General features: G+C 37.5%; 16 protein-coding genes, 1 pseudogene and 1 CRISPR repeat array (1 of these 18 running past the window's edge). Of the genes and pseudogenes, 1 reads left to right on the plus strand and 16 read right to left on the minus strand.

The window, feature by feature from the left end:
* Window positions 1–52 precede the first annotated feature (52 nt).
* The 9 genes and pseudogenes from glmS to miaA form a co-directional block, all read right to left on the minus strand.
* Complete coding sequence (gene glmS, locus CBF30_RS04975) at window positions 53–1,873, minus strand: glutamine--fructose-6-phosphate transaminase (isomerizing) (RefSeq protein WP_126823330.1); 1,821 nt, start codon at window positions 1,871–1,873, stop codon at window positions 53–55.
* Window positions 1,874–2,209: 336 nt separating this feature from the next.
* On the minus strand, window positions 2,210–3,565 hold the full coding sequence (gene glmM / locus CBF30_RS04980) for a phosphoglucosamine mutase (protein WP_126823332.1): 1,356 nt from the start codon (window positions 3,563–3,565) through the stop codon (window positions 2,210–2,212).
* A gap of 15 nt (window positions 3,566–3,580) precedes the next feature.
* Window positions 3,581–4,705 (minus strand): CdaR family protein, encoded by a 1,125-nt coding sequence (locus tag CBF30_RS04985; protein ID WP_126823334.1) that lies wholly within the window; start codon window positions 4,703–4,705, stop codon window positions 3,581–3,583.
* Window positions 4,705–5,586 (minus strand): diadenylate cyclase CdaA, encoded by an 882-nt coding sequence (gene cdaA, locus CBF30_RS04990; protein WP_126823336.1) that lies wholly within the window; start codon window positions 5,584–5,586, stop codon window positions 4,705–4,707. The genes CBF30_RS04985 and cdaA overlap by 1 nt, the downstream gene beginning before the upstream one ends.
* Before the next feature lie 125 nt (window positions 5,587–5,711).
* Window positions 5,712–9,275: pseudogene (gene nifJ, locus CBF30_RS04995) on the minus strand (pyruvate:ferredoxin (flavodoxin) oxidoreductase); the annotation flags it as partial.
* A 209-nt stretch (window positions 9,276–9,484) separates the two neighbouring features.
* Window positions 9,485–10,825 carry a type I glutamate--ammonia ligase gene (gene glnA, locus CBF30_RS05000; RefSeq protein ID WP_126823340.1) on the minus strand — a complete coding sequence of 447 codons (1,341 nt, stop codon included), beginning with the start codon at window positions 10,823–10,825 and terminating at the stop codon, window positions 9,485–9,487.
* Window positions 10,826–10,877: 52 nt separating this feature from the next.
* The gene (locus tag CBF30_RS05005; protein WP_126823342.1) at window positions 10,878–11,264 is read right to left on the minus strand and encodes a MerR family transcriptional regulator; all 387 of its coding nucleotides are present in this window, start codon (window positions 11,262–11,264) and stop codon (window positions 10,878–10,880) included.
* A 92-nt stretch (window positions 11,265–11,356) separates the two neighbouring features.
* On the minus strand, window positions 11,357–12,619 hold the full coding sequence (hflX, locus tag CBF30_RS05010) for a GTPase HflX (protein WP_126823344.1): 1,263 nt from the start codon (window positions 12,617–12,619) through the stop codon (window positions 11,357–11,359).
* Window positions 12,601–13,527, minus strand: coding sequence for a tRNA (adenosine(37)-N6)-dimethylallyltransferase MiaA (miaA, locus tag CBF30_RS05015; protein ID WP_126823346.1), 927 nt, complete (start codon window positions 13,525–13,527; stop codon window positions 12,601–12,603). Before miaA ends, hflX begins: the two co-directional genes overlap by 19 nt.
* 172 nt (window positions 13,528–13,699) lie before the next feature.
* On the opposite strand from miaA, the gene CBF30_RS05020 reads away from it, so the two are divergent.
* Window positions 13,700–13,867: a DUF3042 family protein gene (locus CBF30_RS05020; RefSeq protein WP_126823348.1), complete on the plus strand. Its 168-nt coding sequence runs from the start codon at window positions 13,700–13,702 to the stop codon at window positions 13,865–13,867.
* A 49-nt stretch (window positions 13,868–13,916) separates the two neighbouring features.
* Here CBF30_RS05020 and CBF30_RS05025 read toward each other — a convergent pair whose 3' ends face one another.
* The 7 genes from CBF30_RS05025 to CBF30_RS05055 all read right to left on the minus strand — a co-directional run bounded on the left by CBF30_RS05025 (window position 13,917) and on the right by CBF30_RS05055 (window position 21,041).
* A complete protein-coding gene (locus tag CBF30_RS05025; RefSeq protein WP_126823350.1) occupies window positions 13,917–15,977 on the minus strand; it encodes a serine aminopeptidase domain-containing protein in 2,061 nt (686 codons plus the stop codon).
* A 136-nt stretch (window positions 15,978–16,113) separates the two neighbouring features.
* Window positions 16,114–16,482, minus strand: coding sequence for a rhodanese-like domain-containing protein (locus CBF30_RS05030; protein ID WP_390221173.1), 369 nt, complete (start codon window positions 16,480–16,482; stop codon window positions 16,114–16,116).
* A 38-nt stretch (window positions 16,483–16,520) separates the two neighbouring features.
* A complete protein-coding gene (locus tag CBF30_RS05035; protein WP_126823354.1) occupies window positions 16,521–17,486 on the minus strand; it encodes an ROK family glucokinase in 966 nt (321 codons plus the stop codon).
* Window positions 17,487–17,496: 10 nt separating this feature from the next.
* Window positions 17,497–17,712, minus strand: a complete 216-nt coding sequence (locus CBF30_RS05040; protein WP_126823356.1) for a YqgQ family protein — start codon at window positions 17,710–17,712, stop codon at window positions 17,497–17,499.
* A 160-nt stretch (window positions 17,713–17,872) separates the two neighbouring features.
* Window positions 17,873–18,610, minus strand: coding sequence for a rhomboid family intramembrane serine protease (locus CBF30_RS05045; RefSeq protein WP_126823358.1), 738 nt, complete (start codon window positions 18,608–18,610; stop codon window positions 17,873–17,875).
* Window positions 18,607–19,158, minus strand: a complete 552-nt coding sequence (locus tag CBF30_RS05050) for a 5-formyltetrahydrofolate cyclo-ligase (RefSeq protein ID WP_245975013.1) — start codon at window positions 19,156–19,158, stop codon at window positions 18,607–18,609. The genes CBF30_RS05045 and CBF30_RS05050 overlap by 4 nt, the downstream gene beginning before the upstream one ends.
* 101 nt (window positions 19,159–19,259) lie before the next feature.
* Entirely contained in the window at window positions 19,260–21,041 is a 1,782-nt protein-coding gene (locus CBF30_RS05055; protein ID WP_126823360.1) for a MucBP domain-containing protein, read from the minus strand.
* Between the two features lie 604 nt (window positions 21,042–21,645).
* A CRISPR array of direct repeats spans window positions 21,646–21,659; the repeat unit is 29 nt (it continues 793 nt past the right edge of the window).

Genomic DNA, 21,659 nt, shown 5'->3' on the forward strand with positions numbered 1-21,659 from the left:
AAAACGCCTAGGAGTCGGTGAAAACCATTCTCCTAGGCGTTCTTTTTTTCTTTTACTCTACTGTCACACTCTTTGCCAAATTTCTTGGCTTATCAACATCATAGCCTCTTTGCAACGTTGCAAAATAAGCCAATAGTTGTGCTGGAATGACACTAATAAGTGGGGTCAAATCTTCATGCACTTTAGGCAAGATCAACTGGTCTTGGGGACGTTCAAATCCTTCCATCGCCATCACACAAGTGTGTGCGCCTCTTGATTCTACTTCTTTGATATTTCCCCTCGTATGTGCGTGCGTTGCAGTGTCTGTAATCATCGAAATAACTGGCGTTCCTTCTTCAATTAACGCAATTGTCCCATGTTTTAATTCTCCAGCAGCAAATCCTTCTGCTTGTATATATGAAATTTCTTTTAATTTCAAAGCTGCTTCCATAGACACGTAATAATCTTGACCACGTCCGATATAAAAGGCATTTCTTGTCTCTTTTAAATAGTCTTCTGCCAATTTTTCAACTTGATCTTTTTCATCTATCAAGCTTTCCATCGCCGTTGCAACTAGTCCAAGCTCGTGAACCAAATCAAATGTTTGCGCTTGTACTTTTGTAGCAGCTTGCGTTTCACCACAAACTTTTGCCAGAATGGCTAATACAGCAATTTGTGCGGTATAGGCCTTGGTAGACGCCACCGCAATTTCAGGTCCAGCATGAAGCAGCATGGTATAAGTGGCCTCTCTAGATAGCGTTGAGCCTTTCGCATTTGTAATCACCAGTGATGGCAATTTCATCTCATTTAATTTAACAAGTACTTGACGGCTATCTGCTGTTTCCCCGCTCTGACTAAGGAAAATAAAGAATGGCTTTTTAGCTAACAAAGGCATGTTATAGCCAAATTCACTTGATAAATGGACTTCCGTTGGAATATTCACGTATTTCTCAAGTAGTTTTTTCCCTATCCAACCAGCATGCCAGCTCGTCCCACAAGCCACAATGTATATGCGATCACACTCTGTCACTGCTTTTAAAATATCTTCCTCAACAGTTAAACGACTCTGTGCATCAGAATACTGTTGAATTAAATTTCTCATAACTGCAGGCTGCTCATCAATCTCTTTTAACATATAGTAAGGATACGTCCCCTTACCTAAATCATTTTCACTCATTTCTACTGTAAAGGAATCTCTTTCAATGCGTTGTTGCGCTTGATCTTCAATAATAATTTTATCTTTCGAAACTAAAACAATTTCTCCATCCATCAGCTCAACAAATTGGTTGGTTTGACTAATCATTGCCATTGCATCACTACAGATAACGTTAAAATCATCTCCCACACCAACTAATAATGGGCTTTTATTTTTCGCAACGTAAATGGTTTCACGTTCATTTGTATCAATTAAAGCCAGTGCATATGAGCCTTTTGTTTCTCTTACGATTTTACGAAATGCTTCTAAAGTATCTAAGCCATGCTTTGCGACAAAAACACTAATGATTTGAACCAAAACTTCTGTATCCGTTTCTCCCTTAAGTGGCACATCTTCCAGATACATAGCTTTAAGTTCTTCAAAGTTTTCAATCACTCCATTGTGAACTAGCATAAAACGACCGTCACGCGAAGTGTGTGGATGAGCATTTTCCTCCGTTGGTTTTCCGTGTGTCGCCCATCTTGTATGCCCAATCCCAATTGTCCCCGAAACTTCTTTGGTCAATTTTTTTTTCAAATTATCAATTCTACCGACAGATTTCACCAAATAGTTTTCTCCTTCTGGTGATGTCACAAAGATTCCAGCAGAATCATAGCCTCTATATTCCAGCTTCTCTAAGCCTTGAATTAAAATTTCTTTTGTCTGTTGTTTTCCTACTACTCCGACAATACCGCACATATTTAATTTCCTACTTTCAATTTTACTTATTGCTTTGTATTGTTTCTATCTGCTTGATGAAGTTTTTGTTACAATTTTGCAATTGTTTTTTTTCTTCACCTGAAGAGTGCAGTCCCTTAGAGCCATCCGCCGAAACTTTCGATTAACTCTATCCTCGTCACCTACTAGAGGCCAGGCGCTATCCTTTTACCAAAATTGGTATATACTCATCTCCTTATTTTATACTTATAGAAACATAGATAATCATACATTTTTAAATAAAAAAAGTCAAATCAATTAAATTGGTCTATAAAAATAGCACAACAAAACAAAATATGCTTTGTTGTGCTTCTTTCCTTACTCTTCAAGCCCAATTTCTTTTCGAACAACTTCGGCTATTTTCTCTACATAGTCGTTTACTTTTTCGATTGTAGGAGCTTCAGCCATTACTCTAAGAAGTGGTTCTGTTCCAGAAGGGCGAACTAATATGCGGCCATTTCCAGCCATTTCTTCTTCAACTTGTTCAATAACCGCTTTGATTGCAGGAACTTCCATTGCTCCATTTTTGTTGCTCACTCTAATATTCACTAATTTTTGTGGATACTCTTCAATCTCATTAGCAAGTTCAGATAATTTTTTCCCCGTATCTTTCATAACATTCAGCAGCTGAATGCCTGACAACATACCATCACCCGTTGTATTGTAATCCAAGAAAATCATATGCCCTGATTGTTCACCGCCAAAATTATAGCCATTTTTTCTCATTTCTTCCACAACATACCGATCGCCGACTTTCGTTTGCAGCGCCGTCATCCCCGCTTGTTGAACTGCTTTATGAAACCCTAAATTGCTCATTACAGTTGAAACGATTGTATTTTGTTTTAGACGTTTCTTCTCAGAAAGATACTTTCCACAAATATACATAATCTTATCACCATCTACAATATTGCCTTTTTCATCCACCGCAATCACACGATCTCCATCACCATCAAAGGCAAGACCCGCATCTGCTTCATGTTCTAAGACAAATTTGGCTAACTCTTCTGGATGGGTAGATCCTACTCCATCGTTAATATTTAGACCATTTGGCCGAACGCCCATCGTGTAAAAATCGGTTTCTAAATCCGCAAACACACGATTTACCGCAGTATACGTTGCCCCATTTGCTGCATCTAAACATACTGTCAATCCTTCCAAGTCTTTCGAAACGGTTTGAGTTAAAAATTGCGCATATTTTAGCAGTCCTTCTGGGTATTCATCCACTGTACCAAGGCCTGTCGCTGCCGGTCTTGGTAGCATATCCTCTTTTGCATCTAACAAAGCTTCAATTTCAAGCTCTTGTTCGTCTAGTAATTTAAAACCATCAGACCCAAAAAATTTAATACCATTATCTCGAGCTGGATTATGCGAAGCAGAAATCATCACCCCTGCAGCCGCCTTTTGAATTTTAGTCAAATAAGCCACTCCTGGAGTCGAGATCACACCTAATTGGAAAACTTCAATTCCTACAGATAATAGGCCTGCAATCAAAGCTTGCTCAAGCATTTGCCCTGAAATCCGTGTATCACGCCCCACCAATACTCTTGGTTGTTTTTCTTCTGTGTGCTGGCACAAAACATACCCCCCACATCTGCCTAACTTAAATGCTAACTCAGGAGTTAGTTCTTGATTAGCAATTCCTCTAACTCCATCTGTTCCAAAATATTTCCCCATGGTTTGATCTCCTTATTATTCATCGTTATTTGATTCTGATGTACTGGTTTGACTAGTCGAGGCCGACGTTTCAGACGTGGAAGACTTTGTCGTACTCGAGCTTGTTTTTTCACTTGTTTCATTTGTCATTTTTGTTTCCGTTGTTTGATTAGTAGTTTCTCTTGTACTGCTACTAGAGCTTTCTCTTGTTGCAGTATGTGTTGGAACAATTGTAACCAACACCTTTTCTGGAGTAACTTTAACCCCTGAAGGAGCAGTAATAGTATAATAATCGCTTACTGTGTCCGTGATATTTTCAATCATAACAGGTACCGATAAAGAATGGATATTCTCAAGCAAACTCGATTCACCACTAATTTCTGCTTGATTACTCTCAAGATTAATCGAATATCCATTCACTCCTTTTGGGTAGCTTCCACTTTGTGTTACCTTGAGCGAAACAGTTTTCGAAGGCTCTTTGGTAGTGACTTTAACATTTACTGTTACTGGATCTATAGTCACACTTAGGACTTCGCCATTCTTGTCTAAAGCTTTCAATGACACTTTTTCAGAAAAATCCTCTTTTACATTTTTCTTATCATTTATTACCGCTTCGACTTTTTTAATCGCTTTAATGGTCTCTGCTCCAGCTGTTACTGTTACTTTTTCTGGATTAACAGTTGCCTCATCCAGTGTATAGCCAGAACTAAAGATTTTGTGATCAATGTTTGGCTCTACTTTAAAAGTAGAAGTTTTTTTCTTTTCAATTGTGACATGGACCGTTTTCAAAGTCAATGTTCCTGTCACCGCAGAATTCATTCCCTCAATCTTTGGACTCAACTCATGCGTTCCAACACCAAGTTTGGTCAAATCTGCTACAACAGAATAATTTTTTGTTTGTTCGTTTGCTTCCATATCTAGTAGTACCCGATTCGAACTTTTCAGCTGAATCCCAGTACTTGTTTCATAGCCAGATATATAATACTTAGACTGATCATAGCGATAATCAATGGGAACGTTGGTTACTGCTTTTTCAAACTTGCCACTGGTTGTTATCGTTGAGTTTTTCATATTTTCTGCATTCGCATTCACGAACAGTAATATCGCAAAAAATAGTGCAAGAAGTCGAACAAACCAACGATTATCAGATAATCGATTCACTATTTTTTAGCCCCCTTTGATACACCATCAAGAAATTGCTGCAACAAATTAGTAGTTACATCTTCTTTTTCTTTGACAAGCTCTTGCGATAATATTTTTAAATATTCTTCTTGTGTCAGATGAGGTAAAAGCTCATTATTTAATGTCAAGCTGACATCACCGGTTTCTTCCGATACAATAATGGTAATCGCATCACTCACCTCACTAATCCCAACAGCAGCTCGGTGCCTTGTCCCAAACACTTTGGGAATCAGGCTGCTCTCAGAAAGCGGAAGATATGCACAAGCGACGGCTATCTTTTGATTTTTTATGATGACTGCCCCATCATGAAGGGGGGTATTGGGAATAAAAATATTGATCAAAAGTTCCCCAGTGATTGAAGCATTGATTGGAATACCCGTTTCAATATAATCATCCAAGCCAGTATTGCGCTCAATGGTAATCAATGCGCCAATCTTTCTTTTTGACATATATTGGATTGCCTTATCAAATGCATCAATCATCGAGGATTCTTCTTGGATGATTTTTTTAGACTTTTTAAATAAAGAACCTCTGCCCAAATGCTCCAAGCCTCTACGAACCTCTGGCTGGAAAATGACAATCGCTGCTATAACCCCATAAGTAATCACTTGATTCATAATCCAAGAAACCGTATTAAGACCAATCCAGCCACTTAGTACTCGAATCACTAGTATAATCGCAATTCCTTTAAACAACTGAACCGCTTTTGTTCCTTTCACGACCATAATTAGTCGATACAAAAGAAACCAAACAACCACTATATCCAAAATATTAATTAAAAAATTGGTCGAAAAAAAATAATTGGACAATAATTGGCTCCAGTTATCGTTTTTAAATAGATTTTCCAATTGAAATGACATGCATTCGCCTCTCCTCATAAACAATACGCTTTCGTTTTAGTATAGCACATTCCAAAAAGTCTGAAAACTAATACAAAAGTTTTCAGACTCGATAGAACCTATTAGTTGCCAATTTTAATCGCTTATTGCGTATTTTCACTTTTTTCTAACTTTTCACGGATTTTTTCTTCTTGTCCTGAAAGTCGAGCATACGTATAAAATCGATTTTTAGCATCTTGAATCGTCTTAGTATATAAATCTTCTGCTTTTTCAGATTGAACTTTCATGAGCGCAGCAAAACGTGTTTGTTTTTTGATAAACTCACGCATCTCAGAAAATTTTGGTTTTTTAAAGTCGAGTGTCAGCGGATTTTTACCTTTCTCCCGAAGCAATGGATTGTAGCGATACAAAGACCAATACCCACTTTCAACTGCTTCTTTTGCTTCCGCTAATGTTTGAGTCATTCCACCAGATAATCCGTGCGCAATACAAGGAGTATAGGCAATAATCAAAGACGGTCCAGGGAATTTTTCAGCTTCCTCCAAGGCTTTTATCGTTTGCATTTGATTGGCACCTGATGCAATTTGAGCTACATAAACATTTTCATAACACATTGCCATCCGTCCCAAATCTTTTTTGGCAACATATTTTCCATTTGCAGAGAATTTTGCAATGGCAGCAAGTGGTGTTGCTTTTGAGGTTTGCCCTCCAGTATTGGAATAAACCTCGTTGTCCATGACAAGAATATTTACATCTTCTCCGCTAGCTAAGACGTGATCAATTCCGCCAAAACCAATATCATAAGCCCAGCCATCTCCACCGAATATCCATTGACTCGGTTTGACAAATAAGTCATGTTGGGCATAGATTGTTTGCAAGTTTTGGTTTGTTTCCATTTCTTCTTTTAGCAATGCTTTTAACTTTTGTGCTCGTTGTTGCGTTCCTTCACTTTCATCCATATGCTCAATCCAGGATGAAAATTGTTCGTTCAACTCATCAGATAAAGTCTCTTCTTGTAGCATCACTTTAATTTGATCTGCTAAACTTTCACGACGCGTCTTATTGGCTAGATACATGCCATAACCATATTCTGCATTATCCTCAAATAAAGAATTTGACCAAGCAGGACCTTGCCCCTTGTCGTTGGTAGTATACGGGGTAACTGGTGCTGCACCGCCCCAGATAGAGGAACAACCTGTTGCATTTGCAATCATCATGCGATCTCCGTAAAGCTGGGTTAAAAGTTTAACGTAAGGAGTTTCACCACAACCAGAGCAAGCACCTGAAAATTCCATCAAAGGCTTTTCAAACTGCGAGCCGCGAACAGTGCTTGTCTTGAACGGATTTTTCTTCGCCTTAAGCGTCATCGAAAAAGCCCAATTTACGGCTTGTTCTCTTTGCTCTTCGTAGCTTTTCATCTCAAGCGCTTTTCCTTTTGCAGGACAGGCTTGCACACACAACCCGCATCCCGTGCAATCTTCAAGCGAAACTTGGATTCGGTATTTTAGCCCATCTGCTCCCCGCATTTCACGGACAACATATCCTTCTGGTGCTGCTTCTAATTCTTCGTCCTCTGCCAAAAACGGCCGAATTGCTGCGTGAGGGCAAACAAAGGCGCACTCGTTACACATGGTACATCGATCTGGGTTCCATTCTGGAATTTCTAAGGCAACACCTCTTTTTTCAAAGGCAGCAGTTCCAAGCGGCATCCTACCGTCTGTCATTCCGTTTGCTTTTAAGTCCCCAATTGTCAATAAATCACCCTCTTGTCGATTCATCGGCTCCACAATATTGTAAACAAAAGCTGGTACTTTTTCTTTTGGCTTCTCGGTTTCTTCTTCCAGTCCCCAACTCTTAGGTACCTTTACTTGATGAAGTAATGCCAACGTTTGATCAATTGCTTCGTTATTTTTTTCGACAATTTTCATCGATTTTTTTCCGTAATTTTTCATTACCTCTTCTTTTAGTAATGGAATAATCACTTCCATCGGCTTTATGTTCGCTAATTGGAAAAAAGCTGTTTCCATAATAGTATTAATGCGTCGACCTAACCCTACTTTTTGCGCAAGTTCTGCCGCATTAATGGTATAAAACTGAATATCATGCTCTACTAAATATTTTTTCATTTTTTGTGGCAAATGGTTTTCTAATTGTTCGTCCGACCAAATGGTATTAAGTAGGAATGTGCCTCCGTCTTTAAGCCCCTTAAGCAGATCATAGTTATGCAAATAAGCAGCTGTATGACAAGCGATAAAATCTGCATGTTCGACCAGATAAGTCGAATCAATCGGTGAATCCCCAAAACGCATATGAGAAACCGTAAGTCCACCTGATTTTTTTGAATCGTAAGAGAAATAACCTTGGACATATTGTTCCATATGGTCACCAATAATTTTCATAGCAGATTTATTGGCGCCTACCGTCCCATCAGAACCAAACCCCCAAAATTTTGCTTGGAAAATGGATTTAGCGGTCAAGTCCAACTCCATTTCGGTTGGAAGCGATAGATACGTCACATCATCTATAATTCCTAGCGTAAACCTTTTTTTGAGCGATTCTTTTGGCAGCTGCAAATGCTGATAAACGGCATGAATATGACTTGGAGTCACATCTTTAGAACCAATCCCATATCTCCCACCAATAATAACTGGATGTGTTTCAAAATCATACATCGCACTTTGCACGTCGAGCAACAAAGGCTCTCCACCAGCACCCGGTTCTTTCGTACGATCCAAAACCGCAATTTTTTGTACAGTTTGAGGCATTGCGTCAAGAAATTTTTTGACTGGAAACGGGCGATACAAATGAATATTAAGATGTCCAACTTTTCGCCCTTGCGCCCTTAAGTAATCAATTGTTTGGTGAACAACTGGAGCAACTGATCCCATCGAAACGATGACCTCTGTCGCTTCTTCGTCCCCGTAATAATTGACTAAATCATAATTAGTTCCTCTGAGCTTATTCATTTCTTCCATATAGTATTGAACAATTTCCGGAACCTTTTCATAATGTTGATTAACTGCTTCTCTTTGCTGGAAATGAATATCTGGATTTTGATTGGTACCACTAATGTGCGGATGGTTAGGATTCATACTCTTGTCCCGAAACTCTTGTAGTTTTTCTTGATTAAGTAGCGGAGCTAATTCATCGTATTCTAGTACTTCAATCTTTTGAATTTCATGACTAGTCCGAAACCCATCAAAAAAATTAAGAAAGGGCAAACTTGCTTCAATCGACGCCAAGTGCGCCACGGCTGAAAGATCCATTACTTCTTGAACGGTACTTTCAGCAAGCATGACAAAACCTGTTTGTCGGACAGACATCACATCTCCGTGATCTCCAAAAATACTTAGTGCTCCAGTAGCAAGTGCACGACTAGCCACATGGAAAACAGCTGGAAGTAATTCTCCCGCCATTTTGTACATATTTGGAATCATTAGCAGTAATCCTTGGGAGGCAGTATAGGTTGTCGTCATTGTTCCTGCTTTTAAAGAACCATGTACAACTCCCGCTGCACCAGCCTCTGATTGCATTTCCACCACTTTAACGGGTTGTTTAAAAATATTTTGTTTTCCTGCTGCTGACCATTCGTCAACTAATTCTGCCATTGTTGAACTGGGAGTGATTGGATAAATCGCTGCAAGCTCTGTAAAAGCATAGGATATATACGCTGCCGCCGTATTCCCATCCATGGTCTGTTTTCTTCTCATGAGCATTTCATCGTCCTTTATCTAAAGTTAAAAAGCTTATCATCATATGCTTATCATTATAAACCAGTCTTCGTTTATTTCAAGCGCCATTTCTAAATCTCTAGCTAGGCTTAGCAAGCAAAATAAAAAAGTGTGAACCAAAAGTATTTCTTACTTTTGATTCACACCGAAATTCTAGATGAGTCTTTTTCTAGCGATCAATATTTTGCTTAATAAAGTTCTAAATATTGATCTTGCTCCCATTTAGAAACATATTGAGAATAAGCACTCCACTCGATTTTCTTCGCCTCAACAAAGCTTGGATAAATATGTTTTCCTAAGGCATTTTTGATGATTTCATCTTCTGCTAAACCTTTTAAAGCTTCATTTAGGTTGCTTGGAAGCTCGTCAATGCCTGCTGCTTTTAGCTCTTCTTCGTTCATGATGAAAATGTTGCGATCAACTGGAGCAGGTGCTTCCAAATTGTTCTCAATTCCATCAAGTCCTGCTTCTAAAAGAACAGCAAGCGCAAGATAAGGGTTAGCAGCTGGGTCTACTTGGCGCAATTCAATACGAGTAGATAAGCCACGAGAAGCTGGAACACGAACTAGCGGTGAGCGATTACGTCCACTCCATGCAATATAAGTAGGTGCTTCAAAACCAGGAACCAAACGTTTGTAAGAATTCACGATTGGATTGGTCACTGCGGTAAAACCTTTGGCATGTTTCAAAATTCCAGCTAAAAATTGATACGCAGTTTGACTAAGTTGCATACTGTCACTTTCATCTAGGAATGCATTTCCTTCTTCTGTAAATAAAGACATATTACAGTGCATTCCAGAACCATTAATACCATAAAGTGGTTTTGGCATAAATGTTGCGTGTAATCCATGACGACGAGCAATCGTCTTCACTACTAATTTAAAGGTTTGAATATCATCACACGCTTCTAGTACGTTTGCATATTTGAAGTCAATCTCGTGTTGACTTTCTGCTACTTCATGGTGAGAAGCTTCGATTTCAAAACCAAGTTTTTCAAGTTCTAGAACAATATCACGACGGCATTGTTCCCCAAGATCTGTAGGGGATAAGTCAAAATAACCACCTTTATCTTTAAGTTCTGTGGTAGGATTTCCTTGTTCATCTAATTTGAATAAGAAAAATTCTGGTTCAGGTCCTAAGTTAAAAGAAGTGAAACCGACTTTTTCCATATGCGTAAGCGCACGTTTTAGATTGCCACGAGGATCGCCAGCAAATGGTGTGCCATCAGGATTGTAAATGTCACAAATTAAGCGAGCCACAACTCCTTTATCGCCTTCCCAAGGGAAAACCATCCAGGTATTTAAATCTGGATATAAAAGCATGTCACTTTCTTCAATACGAACAAAACCTTCAATAGAAGAACCATCAAACATCATTTTATTTTCTAAAGTTTTTTCTAATTGACTAACTGGTACTTCAACATTTTTAATTGTGCCCATAATATCTGTAAACATTAAACGTAAAAATTCTACATTTGATTCCTTTGCAAACTTTCTGATATCATCTGCTGTGTAATTTTTTTTGACCATTTACTTATCCCTTCCTTGTTCCTCATATATTTTTCAAAATCTAATTTCCTGGTTACATCTTAGGTCCATTAGACTGAAATGGATTTGGTTTCCCACTCATACCGCTAGCAGACACAATTTCGTCATATAAGATCCGACGGACATCGTGATCGGTTAGATTTTTTTGCGCATAGGGTGGATTTTGCTTTTCATATTCCTTCATTTCATAAATCCGCTTAATTCCTGCCATATTTAATCCATCATTCAAATAATCTTTAATTTCAAGCAATATATCAATATCATTTAGCGAGTACATACGTCTATTGCCTTCATTTCTTTCTGGATGAATTAAATCTTGTTCTTCATAGTAACGAATTTGACGTGCTGATAAATCAGTCAGCTTCATTACCGTTCCAATTGGAAAGACGGACATGGATCTTCTCAGTTCTTTTTCTCTCATGTACTCTGACCCCTCTCATTGATGTTTATAGGATACCAATAGAATAAAAAAATGTCAACAACTAATGTTACATTTTGTAACATGATTAACATTTAATTTAAATCCCTTACTACTTTGATGTTAGGTTTACTGTAGCCACGCAAATAATAGCTATTTTTTTCTTCACAAAAAGTTTGTTCTTCTAAAAAAGTTTGTTGGGCAAATACTGTCAATAAATAACTTTTTGTAACAGGTAGCTCTCCTTCATACGCTTGTAATGTTTCTTTAATTTTTTGATTAACTAGATCATTAACAGCTTTTGTCGCTGTTTCTTCTTTTGCAGAAATAAAACAATTGGGAAATAAGGTTGGAGTAAATGTTGTTGGCTGTACTTGATCTTTTTTATTATAAACCGTTACCACTGGTATATTGTCCATTTCTAACTCATCAAGTAAACGTAGCACCGTCTTTTCTTGTTGGTCTCGATTTGGCGCACTGGCATCTACCACGTGAATCAACAAATCCACTTCTCGACTTTCTTCAAGTGTGGATTGAAAAGCTGCGATTAATTGCGTTGGTAGTTCTTGAATAAAACCGACTGTATCTGTGATTGTTGCTTCCATACCGCTTGCCATCGTCCATTTTTTTGTCAGAGGATCTAACGTGGCAAATAGCTGATTCGCAGAATAGGCTTTTGTATTTGTCAGCACATTTAACAGGGTGGACTTCCCGGCATTTGTATAACCGATTAAGCCGATTCGAAAAATTGCGGCTTCTTGCCTAGATTGCCTACTACGTCTTCTATGTGCTGCTACTTCTTGTAGCTCTTTTTTTATACCGTTCATCTTATAACGAATGTGTCTTCGATCTGTTTCAAGTTTGGTTTCTCCAGGGCCTCTCGTTCCAATCCCTCCACCTAAACGAGATAGAGCACTACCTTGTCCTGTCAGCCTAGGCAATAAATATGCAAGCTGTGCCTGCTCTACTTGTAGCTTTCCTTCTTTGGAGGTTGCACGCATCGCAAAAATATCCAAAATCAACTGTACACGGTCAATCACTCTTACTCCTAGTTGTTCCCCTAAAAATTGATTTTGTCTTGGAGTTAACTCGTGATTAAAAATTACTAAATCAATTTCATCTGCATCAACCAATCGATTTAATTCCTCCACTTTGCCTTTTCCAATCATCGTCTTCCTGTCAAACTCTGTTCTTTTTTGAATCAGTGTTCCCATCACTTCTGCTTGTGCTGTTTCAGCTAGACTTTTTAGCTCTTTCATTGTATCCGAAAAAATTTCTTGATTGTTTTGCGTTTCCACTCCCACCAAATACACTTTTTCTCGTTGTTGTTTTAACTCACTTATTTTTTCTCTAGCCATTTTTTTACTTCCTCTTCTAAAAGCTGTTCATTGGCTGGGTCTTGGACTAAATCCCACCAGCTGACAGCCATTCTGTTTCGAAACCATGTCAATTGTCTTTTCGCGTAGCGTCTTGAATTTTGTTTTACTTGAGCCACGCTTTCTTCCAATGTCTGTTCTCCCTTAAAATAAGGAAAAAATTCTTTATAACCAATCCCTTGAGCTGCTTGAACATGAGGCGACTCATACAGTAATCTTGCTTCTTCTATCAAACCTTGTGCCATCATCATCTCTACACGTTGATTAATTCTTTGATACAACACTTCACGATCTGTCGTCAACCCTATGAGAAAAGGATCATATAAAAGCTCAGGAGGCTGCTCTTTTTGCTCGCTGTTTCCTGTTAAAAAGTGACTTTCTAATGCCCGAATTACTTTTCGGACATTATTGGGGTGAATCTTGTCTGACAAAGACGGATTTAGTTGGGCTAGTTTCTGCCACATCGCTAGATGACCATTTTTTTTATAGTCTAATTCTAATTCCGCTCTAATTTCTAATTTTTTTGCCTCGTCTTCTGAACCCCCAAGCTGAAAATCATATAGCAATGATTGGATATATAGCCCCGTTCCACCGACAATAATGGGTAACTTTTGATTGGCTGTTAATAAATCAATCTGAGAACGAGCTTCCTTTTGAAAATCCGCCGCTGAGTAGGAGTTTTTCCAATCGATCTGATTGATCAAATGATGCTTGATTTCACTCTGTTCTTGACTGGATGCTTTGGCTGTTCCAATATCTAATTCTTTATATATCTGCATCGAATCGCCACTAATAATCTCACCATTAAACATTTTTGCTAGGTGAATCCCCAGAGCCGTTTTTCCAACAGCAGTCGGCCCAACGATGACCAGAACTTTCTTCTTTTTCATGACATATCCCCTTGTTTCAATCATTTCACCATTTTGTGCATCGCTTATATTCTACCATTTTATTGTCATTTACGATAGATTTCTTTCGTGCAGGTGGATTACTAGATTTTTTTGTGATAATATATGATAATATAAAAATAGGAACCAAATAAATTTTACTGAGGGTGAAAAAATGAAAAAATTTGTAAAAGGTGTATTGACTGGTGCAACACTAACTGTAGGAACTTTAGCAGGAGTTGCTTATGGCGTCAAAAAAACAATGATTGAACCCATTGAAAAAAAAGAACAACAAATCGAAGAAAATCGTAAAAAAGCAAAGCGTAAAAGCCGTGCACGTTAAGTTTCACAAAAAAACTGTCCATCGTTGATCGATGTGACAGTTTTTATTTTTATAAAAATTTCAACACAATTGAAACACTACGATTTCCCTTGACATCGTAATTGACTAAATGTAGTTGCATGCCTCCTTTTGCTTCAATTTCCATTATAAAGCTCCCGTTCTCATCTGCCCTTGTTTCAATGATATTCTGCTCATTGTCTGTCATCAAGACAACCAGAAGATTCGGCTCTGCTGTCCCAATAATTCGTACTTTATCCTGCGTAAATGTCATATCCTCAATCGCAATTCTTTTTGGCGGGGTATTGTCTGAATTTATCAAGCGAACTTCTTTAATTGCAGTATGCACATTATCTCTTCCCAAGAAATTGTGAATACGCATTTTCGCTCCTAACTTCACTTCCTCTTTAGCCGTCCTCATTGCTCTAAACTCAAGTTTTTTTTCAATTTCTTCGTTGTTGTTACTCGGCAGTGCTACTTCATTAACACTTGTTCCTATTCCATATAACACACTTGGAGCAGAGGACCAATCATACCAAGTCCAAGCTGTGGCATTTTTTGTTTTAAAGCTCAATTGATAGTTCTCACCTTGAACCATGTCTACTTCTTGTCCAACATAACCAACTTGATTAAGGTAGCGATTATAAAAACGAATTCCTGTATCAAAAGGAACTGCTGTTACCGTATCTAAGTTTTTTTCTCTTTTCATGACAAACTCACCATAAGCATTTTTACTTAGTATAGTATCCGCCAACGCTTCCTGATTTATTGTTGTTTTCCAACCAGTAAACCCTGTCATAGAAGTTTCAAAATTAGGATTTTCCAATAAATTTATATCGGGTGCAACAAACTCTGGTTTACTAGTTAGTTGCTTAGTCTTGTTTAAAAAGGCCTCCACTTTTCTTTGATAACCCAGCGGATCGACTGACAGACTCTGTGCATGATCTGCGTTTGCAACGGTGTATTTTTCTTTATATCCCAATGCAGCAGCATACAATATATCAAGTGATTCTTTCGGGATAAAACCATCTGCTTCACCATGAATAAACAACTTGGGAATTCCTGTTTTTTTGACACTTTCTAGAGGTGAAAAACTATATAAATCCATTTTTAATTTTGGTTTCAAATATTGATTATTCAATTTGTTCAACAATTGCGTTTCATCTGCATACCAATCATAATTATTATAAATCGGGATATATTGCAAATATTGAGTCACCAGCCTAAGTGTATCCCGAAACTGCTGCTCCGCTGAAGTATAGCCACAATCCTCAATCACTGCTTTCACTTGACTTGCTGTATTTTCTTGCGCCAGCATAACAGTAGCAGCCCCCATGGAAACTCCATACAATATAATTTTTTGAGTTGCTTTCTCTGAAATTTCCAATTCAATCCATTTATTTAAATCTTCACGTTCATAATAACCAAACGTAATGTATTTCCCTTCACTCTTTCCATGTGAACGCGTTTCAGTCATCAAAACATTATAGCCCATATCACTGTACATTTTAGCTGCATCCAGTCCATCTTCATACTTAGAACGATAACCATGATGAACAATCACCGTGTAGTCTGATTGGTTGTCAATATAGTGAGCATATAGATTAATCGGTTGATTAATAGTCTGATCAATCACCTGTATGTTCTTTTCAGTTACGTTTGATAATTGATTGTACCATTTCAGAGATGCACTTTCTCCTGTTTGTCCACCTCCAAAAATCTTAGACGCTAAACGAAATAGGTCATTCTGAGAATTAAAGGCAAAATCAAAAGTAAGACCTACAACAGCATCGTCCAATGGGCCTAATAATCGCGGACTTTTTTTAAGTTCTGCTACTTTTAAGTATTTTTCCATTTCACTGACTAATTTTTGCTCGTCTTTACTTAATCCCTTACGTTCAGCAGCTGTTTTCGCTTTAAACTCTTCTTGATTTTTTAATAACCTTTTTCGAACATTTTTTCGAGAAATGTTTTCCTGGGATGGAGCATTAATTATATACCCCTCTTCCCCTAGCTTACTATAAGATACTCTATCATCCTGTGCATAAGCATTTTGGGAATTTAAAAATAAAAATAAACCAAGTGTAACTCCTAACCAAACTCTTTTTTCCATTTCTTTCTCCTTTTGAAATTATTAGTTCATTTAATGAACTTAAATTATTTTTCCATAGTTTTAATCTTTTGTCAATCATAACTTTTGTAATAAAAAAAAGTAAAAGGATTTCCTTTTACTTTCATCTGCTATAAGCTTATTTTTTCTTAATTTTACCGTTCCAATCCTCATAGCCACCTTTTAAAATATAGATATCGTGGTATCCTTCTTTTCTTAAACGGTTGGCCACTCGAATACTCAAGAGCTTCTTTTGATCATACAAATAAACGGGTTTATCTTTCCTAAGTGATGCCAGCGAAGTTTTAATCATAGAATACGGGAAATTACGTGCTCCCATAATGTGTCCTGCGTCAAAGACATTTTTTTCGCGGACATCGACTACTTGAGCAGTACGCATAGTCTCAGCAAACTCTTTTTGTTCAATCCATTTGGCAGAACGCTTTCTCATAATTTGTAAGATTGCCTCATTGCCTCCATAAAACAGTGCGACCACTACTATACTAATACCTAATACAATCAGAAAATTCACAAAAACGACTCCTTTTATTTTTGAAATTGTAATGCTAATGAAGCAGCACCTATCACACCAGCCTCATTCCCTAACTGAGCTAGTTTAATCTTAGTACTTTCACGAACTTGAGGAAAAGTAAACTGATCAAAGTTTGCTTCAACTTTACTTCTTAAGAATTCACCAGCGGCGGATACGCCGCCACCAATGACTATATCTGTTGGATTTAATAAATTTGCAATATTCCCACAAGCTAAGCCCAAATAAAAGCAGACTTTATCCACAACCATCTTAGCGAAGACATCCTCTTCTTGCGCTCGATCAAAAATAATTTTACTCGTGACCGTTTCCCCTGCATCGATTAACTCTTTTAAGCCTGAATCCCCAGAAAATTCTTCGGATAAGAATCTGGCAACACGAACAACACCTGTCGCACTTGCAACCGTTTCTAAGCACCCCTTCTTCCCACATGTACATTCAAAGCCATCTGGATCGACTGTCATATGTCCAATCTCTCCTGCAGCTCCTGCCACACCGTGAATCAATTGACCGTCTGCAACAATTCCACCACCAACACCCGTACCAAGGGTAATAAAGCTAACATCATCACTATTTTCACCTGCGCCCTTCCAACGTTCTCCAAGAGCCGCCACATTGGCATCGTTATCAATTGCAAAAGGAATTGATAATTGTTCTTCAATTTGAGATTTTACAAATTGCAATTCTTTCCAATTCAGATTGTACGCACCTATAACGGTTCCATTTTTACGGTCGACCGTTCCAGGTGAGCCCATGCCAATGCCCAAAAAGTCTTCTTTAGTCATTTGATAGAGTGACAGACGGTGCTTAATTGAGGCAATAATATCTGGTACAATATGTATTCCCTCATCGAGAATATTCGTTTCAATGCTCCATTTTTGTTGGATTTCTCCCAACATATTTAGAATCGCAAATTTTACAGTTGTTCCACCTAAGTCAATACCGATCAATTTTTTGTCCATGACTTGCCTCCTACATTTCCCCTGATTTGTCGCGAGCTTCTTCTATGCGATGCTCTCTTTTTAAAATTAACCAACTTGTTTGATACGTTTTTTCATCTATCATGCGTGCCTCATAAAGATTCTTTAATTCAATCGCCATCAACTCAATATCACCAAGACGAGACCCTACATAAACGTAGATGCCAAATCTTTTTAATACTTGCTGTACATCATATAAACTATTCATCCTAACACGCTCCCTCACTCATTATACAGATAACTACACTTTTTTTCATCTAAAAAATCAATTATTTTGAAATATTTTTCATTCTTTTTGGCCCAAAATCAAACAACAAAAAAAGGGACAGCTCTCACTACATAATCGCTGCCCCCTTTAGTACTTTTATTTACAGTATTCCGTATTTTTTCATGACAAATACCATACTGATAACCAACATGAAAACATATATTGCTCCACTAATGATTCTTTTATGAATATTGACACCATCCGTGATTATACGACCATCTGTCATTTTCGGGATAGAAACTACATTCATAACCAAATAGCCCCCAATTGCACCACCAATATGGCCTAAGATATCAACTCCTGAGCCAAAAAAATTAAAGAGGAGATTCATTAAAATAAACAACCCCATGTTTTTCCCGATCGCCCTGACAGCTGGATTAAAGCGGAACACCTCTGCTAAAACTAAATAACAAGCAAATAGGCCAAACAAAGAAGTACTAGCACCAGCAGAGATGGCTGTTAGCTGACCAAAACTTAAACTAATCACATTTCCTGCAATCCCAGCCAACATGTAAACAATGAAAAATCTTGCATGTCCGATTATAGACTCTAGCTGACGGCCAATAAAATACAAGGTAAGGGAATTAAAAAATAAATGGGAAATGCCAATATGAATAAAAATTGGCGTAATCAGTCGCCACCATTCATGGTCCATTAAAATTCCCGTTTGAGTCAAAGCCCCAAATTTATTTAAAACTGCAACCGACTCCGTCCCTTGAAGTCCATAGCCATTTAACATTCCATACCATTCCATGATAATAAACACTGCAACTTGAATCATTAAGAAAAACAGGGTTACATATTCCCTATTTTGCCATTTTTTTACTGTAAAATTCATAAATTCTTCCTTTCCAAGGTAAATAGTCGATCAATAGCCTGATCATGCACTTCACTTTCCCAGCCCTCTATGAGTTGTTCATCAAAAACTAAGCTACAAGACTTTCCAGTATAATCTGCCAAATAACGGTCATAAAACCCTCCGCCAAAGCCAATCCTTTTTTTTGTTACTGAATCAAAGACCAACCCTGGGACAATTAACAAATCAATCTGTTCCTTAGCTATTTGCTTGTTAGAATCTGGTTCGAGTACACCAAAAGAGGACTCAATTAAAGGTGTCGCTTTTTCATACAAATAAAAAAACATTTGATGGTTCGGGCAAACTTTGGGCAATACCACATGTTTTTGCTCACTCCATGCTTGTTTGATGAGCGGTAACGTATTGAATTCAAAATCTAGCGGATAGGTAAAACCAATTGTCTGCGCTTCTTTCCAAAACTCACTTGCAACCAACTGCTCGCTAATTTGACACTCTTGTTCTTTTTTTTCTGCATCCTCTTTTTCTTTAAGATGTTGCATTACTTTTTTGCGCAGAAATCGTTTGTCCACAAAAATCCCTTCTTCATCAAATACTTTTCCCTAACTATAATCAACTTTTTCAAAAAAAACAACCCTCAAGAAGATGAGGGTATTTTGTGTAATTCAATCCTTTATTCCCAATCATTTTGAATCCGCTTCTTTTGTATGAAATCTAAACCTAGTGCACCTATCAAAAATACACCAAAAAATTGGAAAGATGGCTTCTTTTTTTCTCCCGTTTTTGGAAGTACTTGACCTTTCCCCCTACTAGAGTTAGTAGTTTTTTTACCAGAGCTATTTGTAGTAGCATGATCCACTTGTTTGTCCATCATTTCTGAAAAGGAATCGTCCTTACTTTCAGAAGAAACGCTATTAGTCGGTGCTTTCATTTTTTTGTAGCAATACTCGACCACTTGTGCTTGGGTCCCTAACATCCCTTTTCTATTATCAGGCAAGCTGTTTGTATCTAACTCATAGCCCTCAATCGAGAGGCAATATTTATCTGTAGACGTATCATACGGTTCTCCTACCAAGCCTTCAATCGTCTTTTTCTCCGCAATTTCATGCCGGTTCTCATCCAAATAGTAAACGGTCACATTTTGCGCATTTACGGGTGTTTCTTTGTAAATATACCTAACTATTTGCTTATCTACTAAGAATAGTCCATTTGCATTTTGAGGAAGTTGCGTTTCATCCAAACGATACCCTGCAAGCGCTAATTTATACTCTGAAGTGCTCGCATCATACCTTTTCCCAACTTCCCCTTCTAGATACTTTGATGCACGTAATGGGTGTCCATTTCGGTCAAGGTATTGAACCTGAACTGTCCCATTTTTTTGCTGGTGCTCTACTTGAAAACTACGAGAATAAGTTCCTCTTGATATCGAGTAAATAAAATAGTTATCAGGTTTTGCATACGAACTTCTAGGATTGTCTAGCTTTGCTCTAAAGTTTATCTTTTCGATTGACGCTAATTCTTCTTTTGACACTCCAGAAATTGTCACACCTTCGTGACTAACCAGCAAACGGGTAGATGGTAGTTGCTGACTGTTGATTTCAATGGAGAGCTGATCTGGATCATTGCTCATAACAAAAGGCGGAATGTAGCCATCAAAATTCGTTAAACGCTGAGGCATCATGGAAAAGGGTAAAAAGATTTCATGTTTGAGAGCATCGTAATTTAACTCTTTTTCTGTGATCGTTATCGCTGGGGCAAGCGTTCCAATATTTTGGTCCCCCGCCGGCAAAGTACTTAGTTTCGGAAGTTGTTTAATCACCGTCATATCGCTTACCCCACATTTGGGAATGTATATTTGCTCGAGCTCAGTTAGCGTTCCCAAAGGAGCAATAGTTGTAATATGTGGATTCAGCTGAAACACAATATGTTTTAAAGACTTGAGTGGCGTAATTTTATCATAAACCGCATCGGTCACACTCGCAGCAGTAAGATTTAATAGCTCAATATTTGGACCCATCATTGGAAAATTTTCATCTGTGACATTTACTCCATTAAGACTAACCTCTTCTAGCTGAACTAAGCCTTCTAAACAAGAATAATCGCTGACTTTGCTGTCCCAATAATGCTCAAATTTTTTGAGATTGGTGGCATATTCTAGCCCCTGTAAACTTGCTAAATTCTCTTCTAAATGACCAATTTCAATCCTCTTTAGTTTTAACATTTTTTCTTTTGTAATCTCGGACACACTAATTTCCAGTGCGCGTGCGACTGCATTTTGTAGGTAGACATCCGGCATCCAATTTGAAAGATTTTCTTGCGTTTTAGTTGTTTGATTTAAGGCATTGGGAATTGACTTTTGTTCTGGTTGCGTTAAAGACTCAGGTTCTTTATTCGCTAAACTGTTCGTTGTCGTATGAGCAAAATTAGATGTCGCCGTTGAAAAAGTCGATGTCATGGTATTTCCGTTTTTAATACATATATTATTCGAACTTAAGGTTAGCGATTTTTATGCTCCAAAAGCTAAACTTGATTGTACGACAAACCCACTCATGATAAGCACACCCATTAAAAAATATTGATAAACATTTTTCTTCATAAATCCTCCTACGAGACCAAAACAGAATTTTTTCAACCAATTTATTTTCATGCATTATTAAAAAAATATTCTAGCCTCTGCTTTTTTAACAAACAAATACTATATAATATTAATAGGTTTTTTGAACTGATTTTAGTTTAACCTGATAGTTCTAAAATTGTCAATAAATAATACAACTAAGAGTTCATTTTTTCAGCTTTTTTAGTGGATAAAAATAAAGTTGGAATATAACTTTTACGTTATATTCCACACTTATTGTATTCACTATTTTATCCGATTGTTTTTACCAGCTTTGACATAGTCAAATTATGATTTCGTTACAATAGCAATACTCTGTTTTTAGATTGACGATTGACCAAAAAGCACCTCAAAAAAAAAAGTATAAAAATAAAACATACTGCATCCTTCACTATATTAGATTAAAAGAAGGGCGAAAAAACTATATTGCTTATTATACTCGTTAATTTACATTTCACT

The organism is Vagococcus entomophilus (assembly GCF_003987595.1).
Lineage (GTDB): Bacteria > Bacillota > Bacilli > Lactobacillales > Vagococcaceae > Vagococcus_E > Vagococcus_E entomophilus.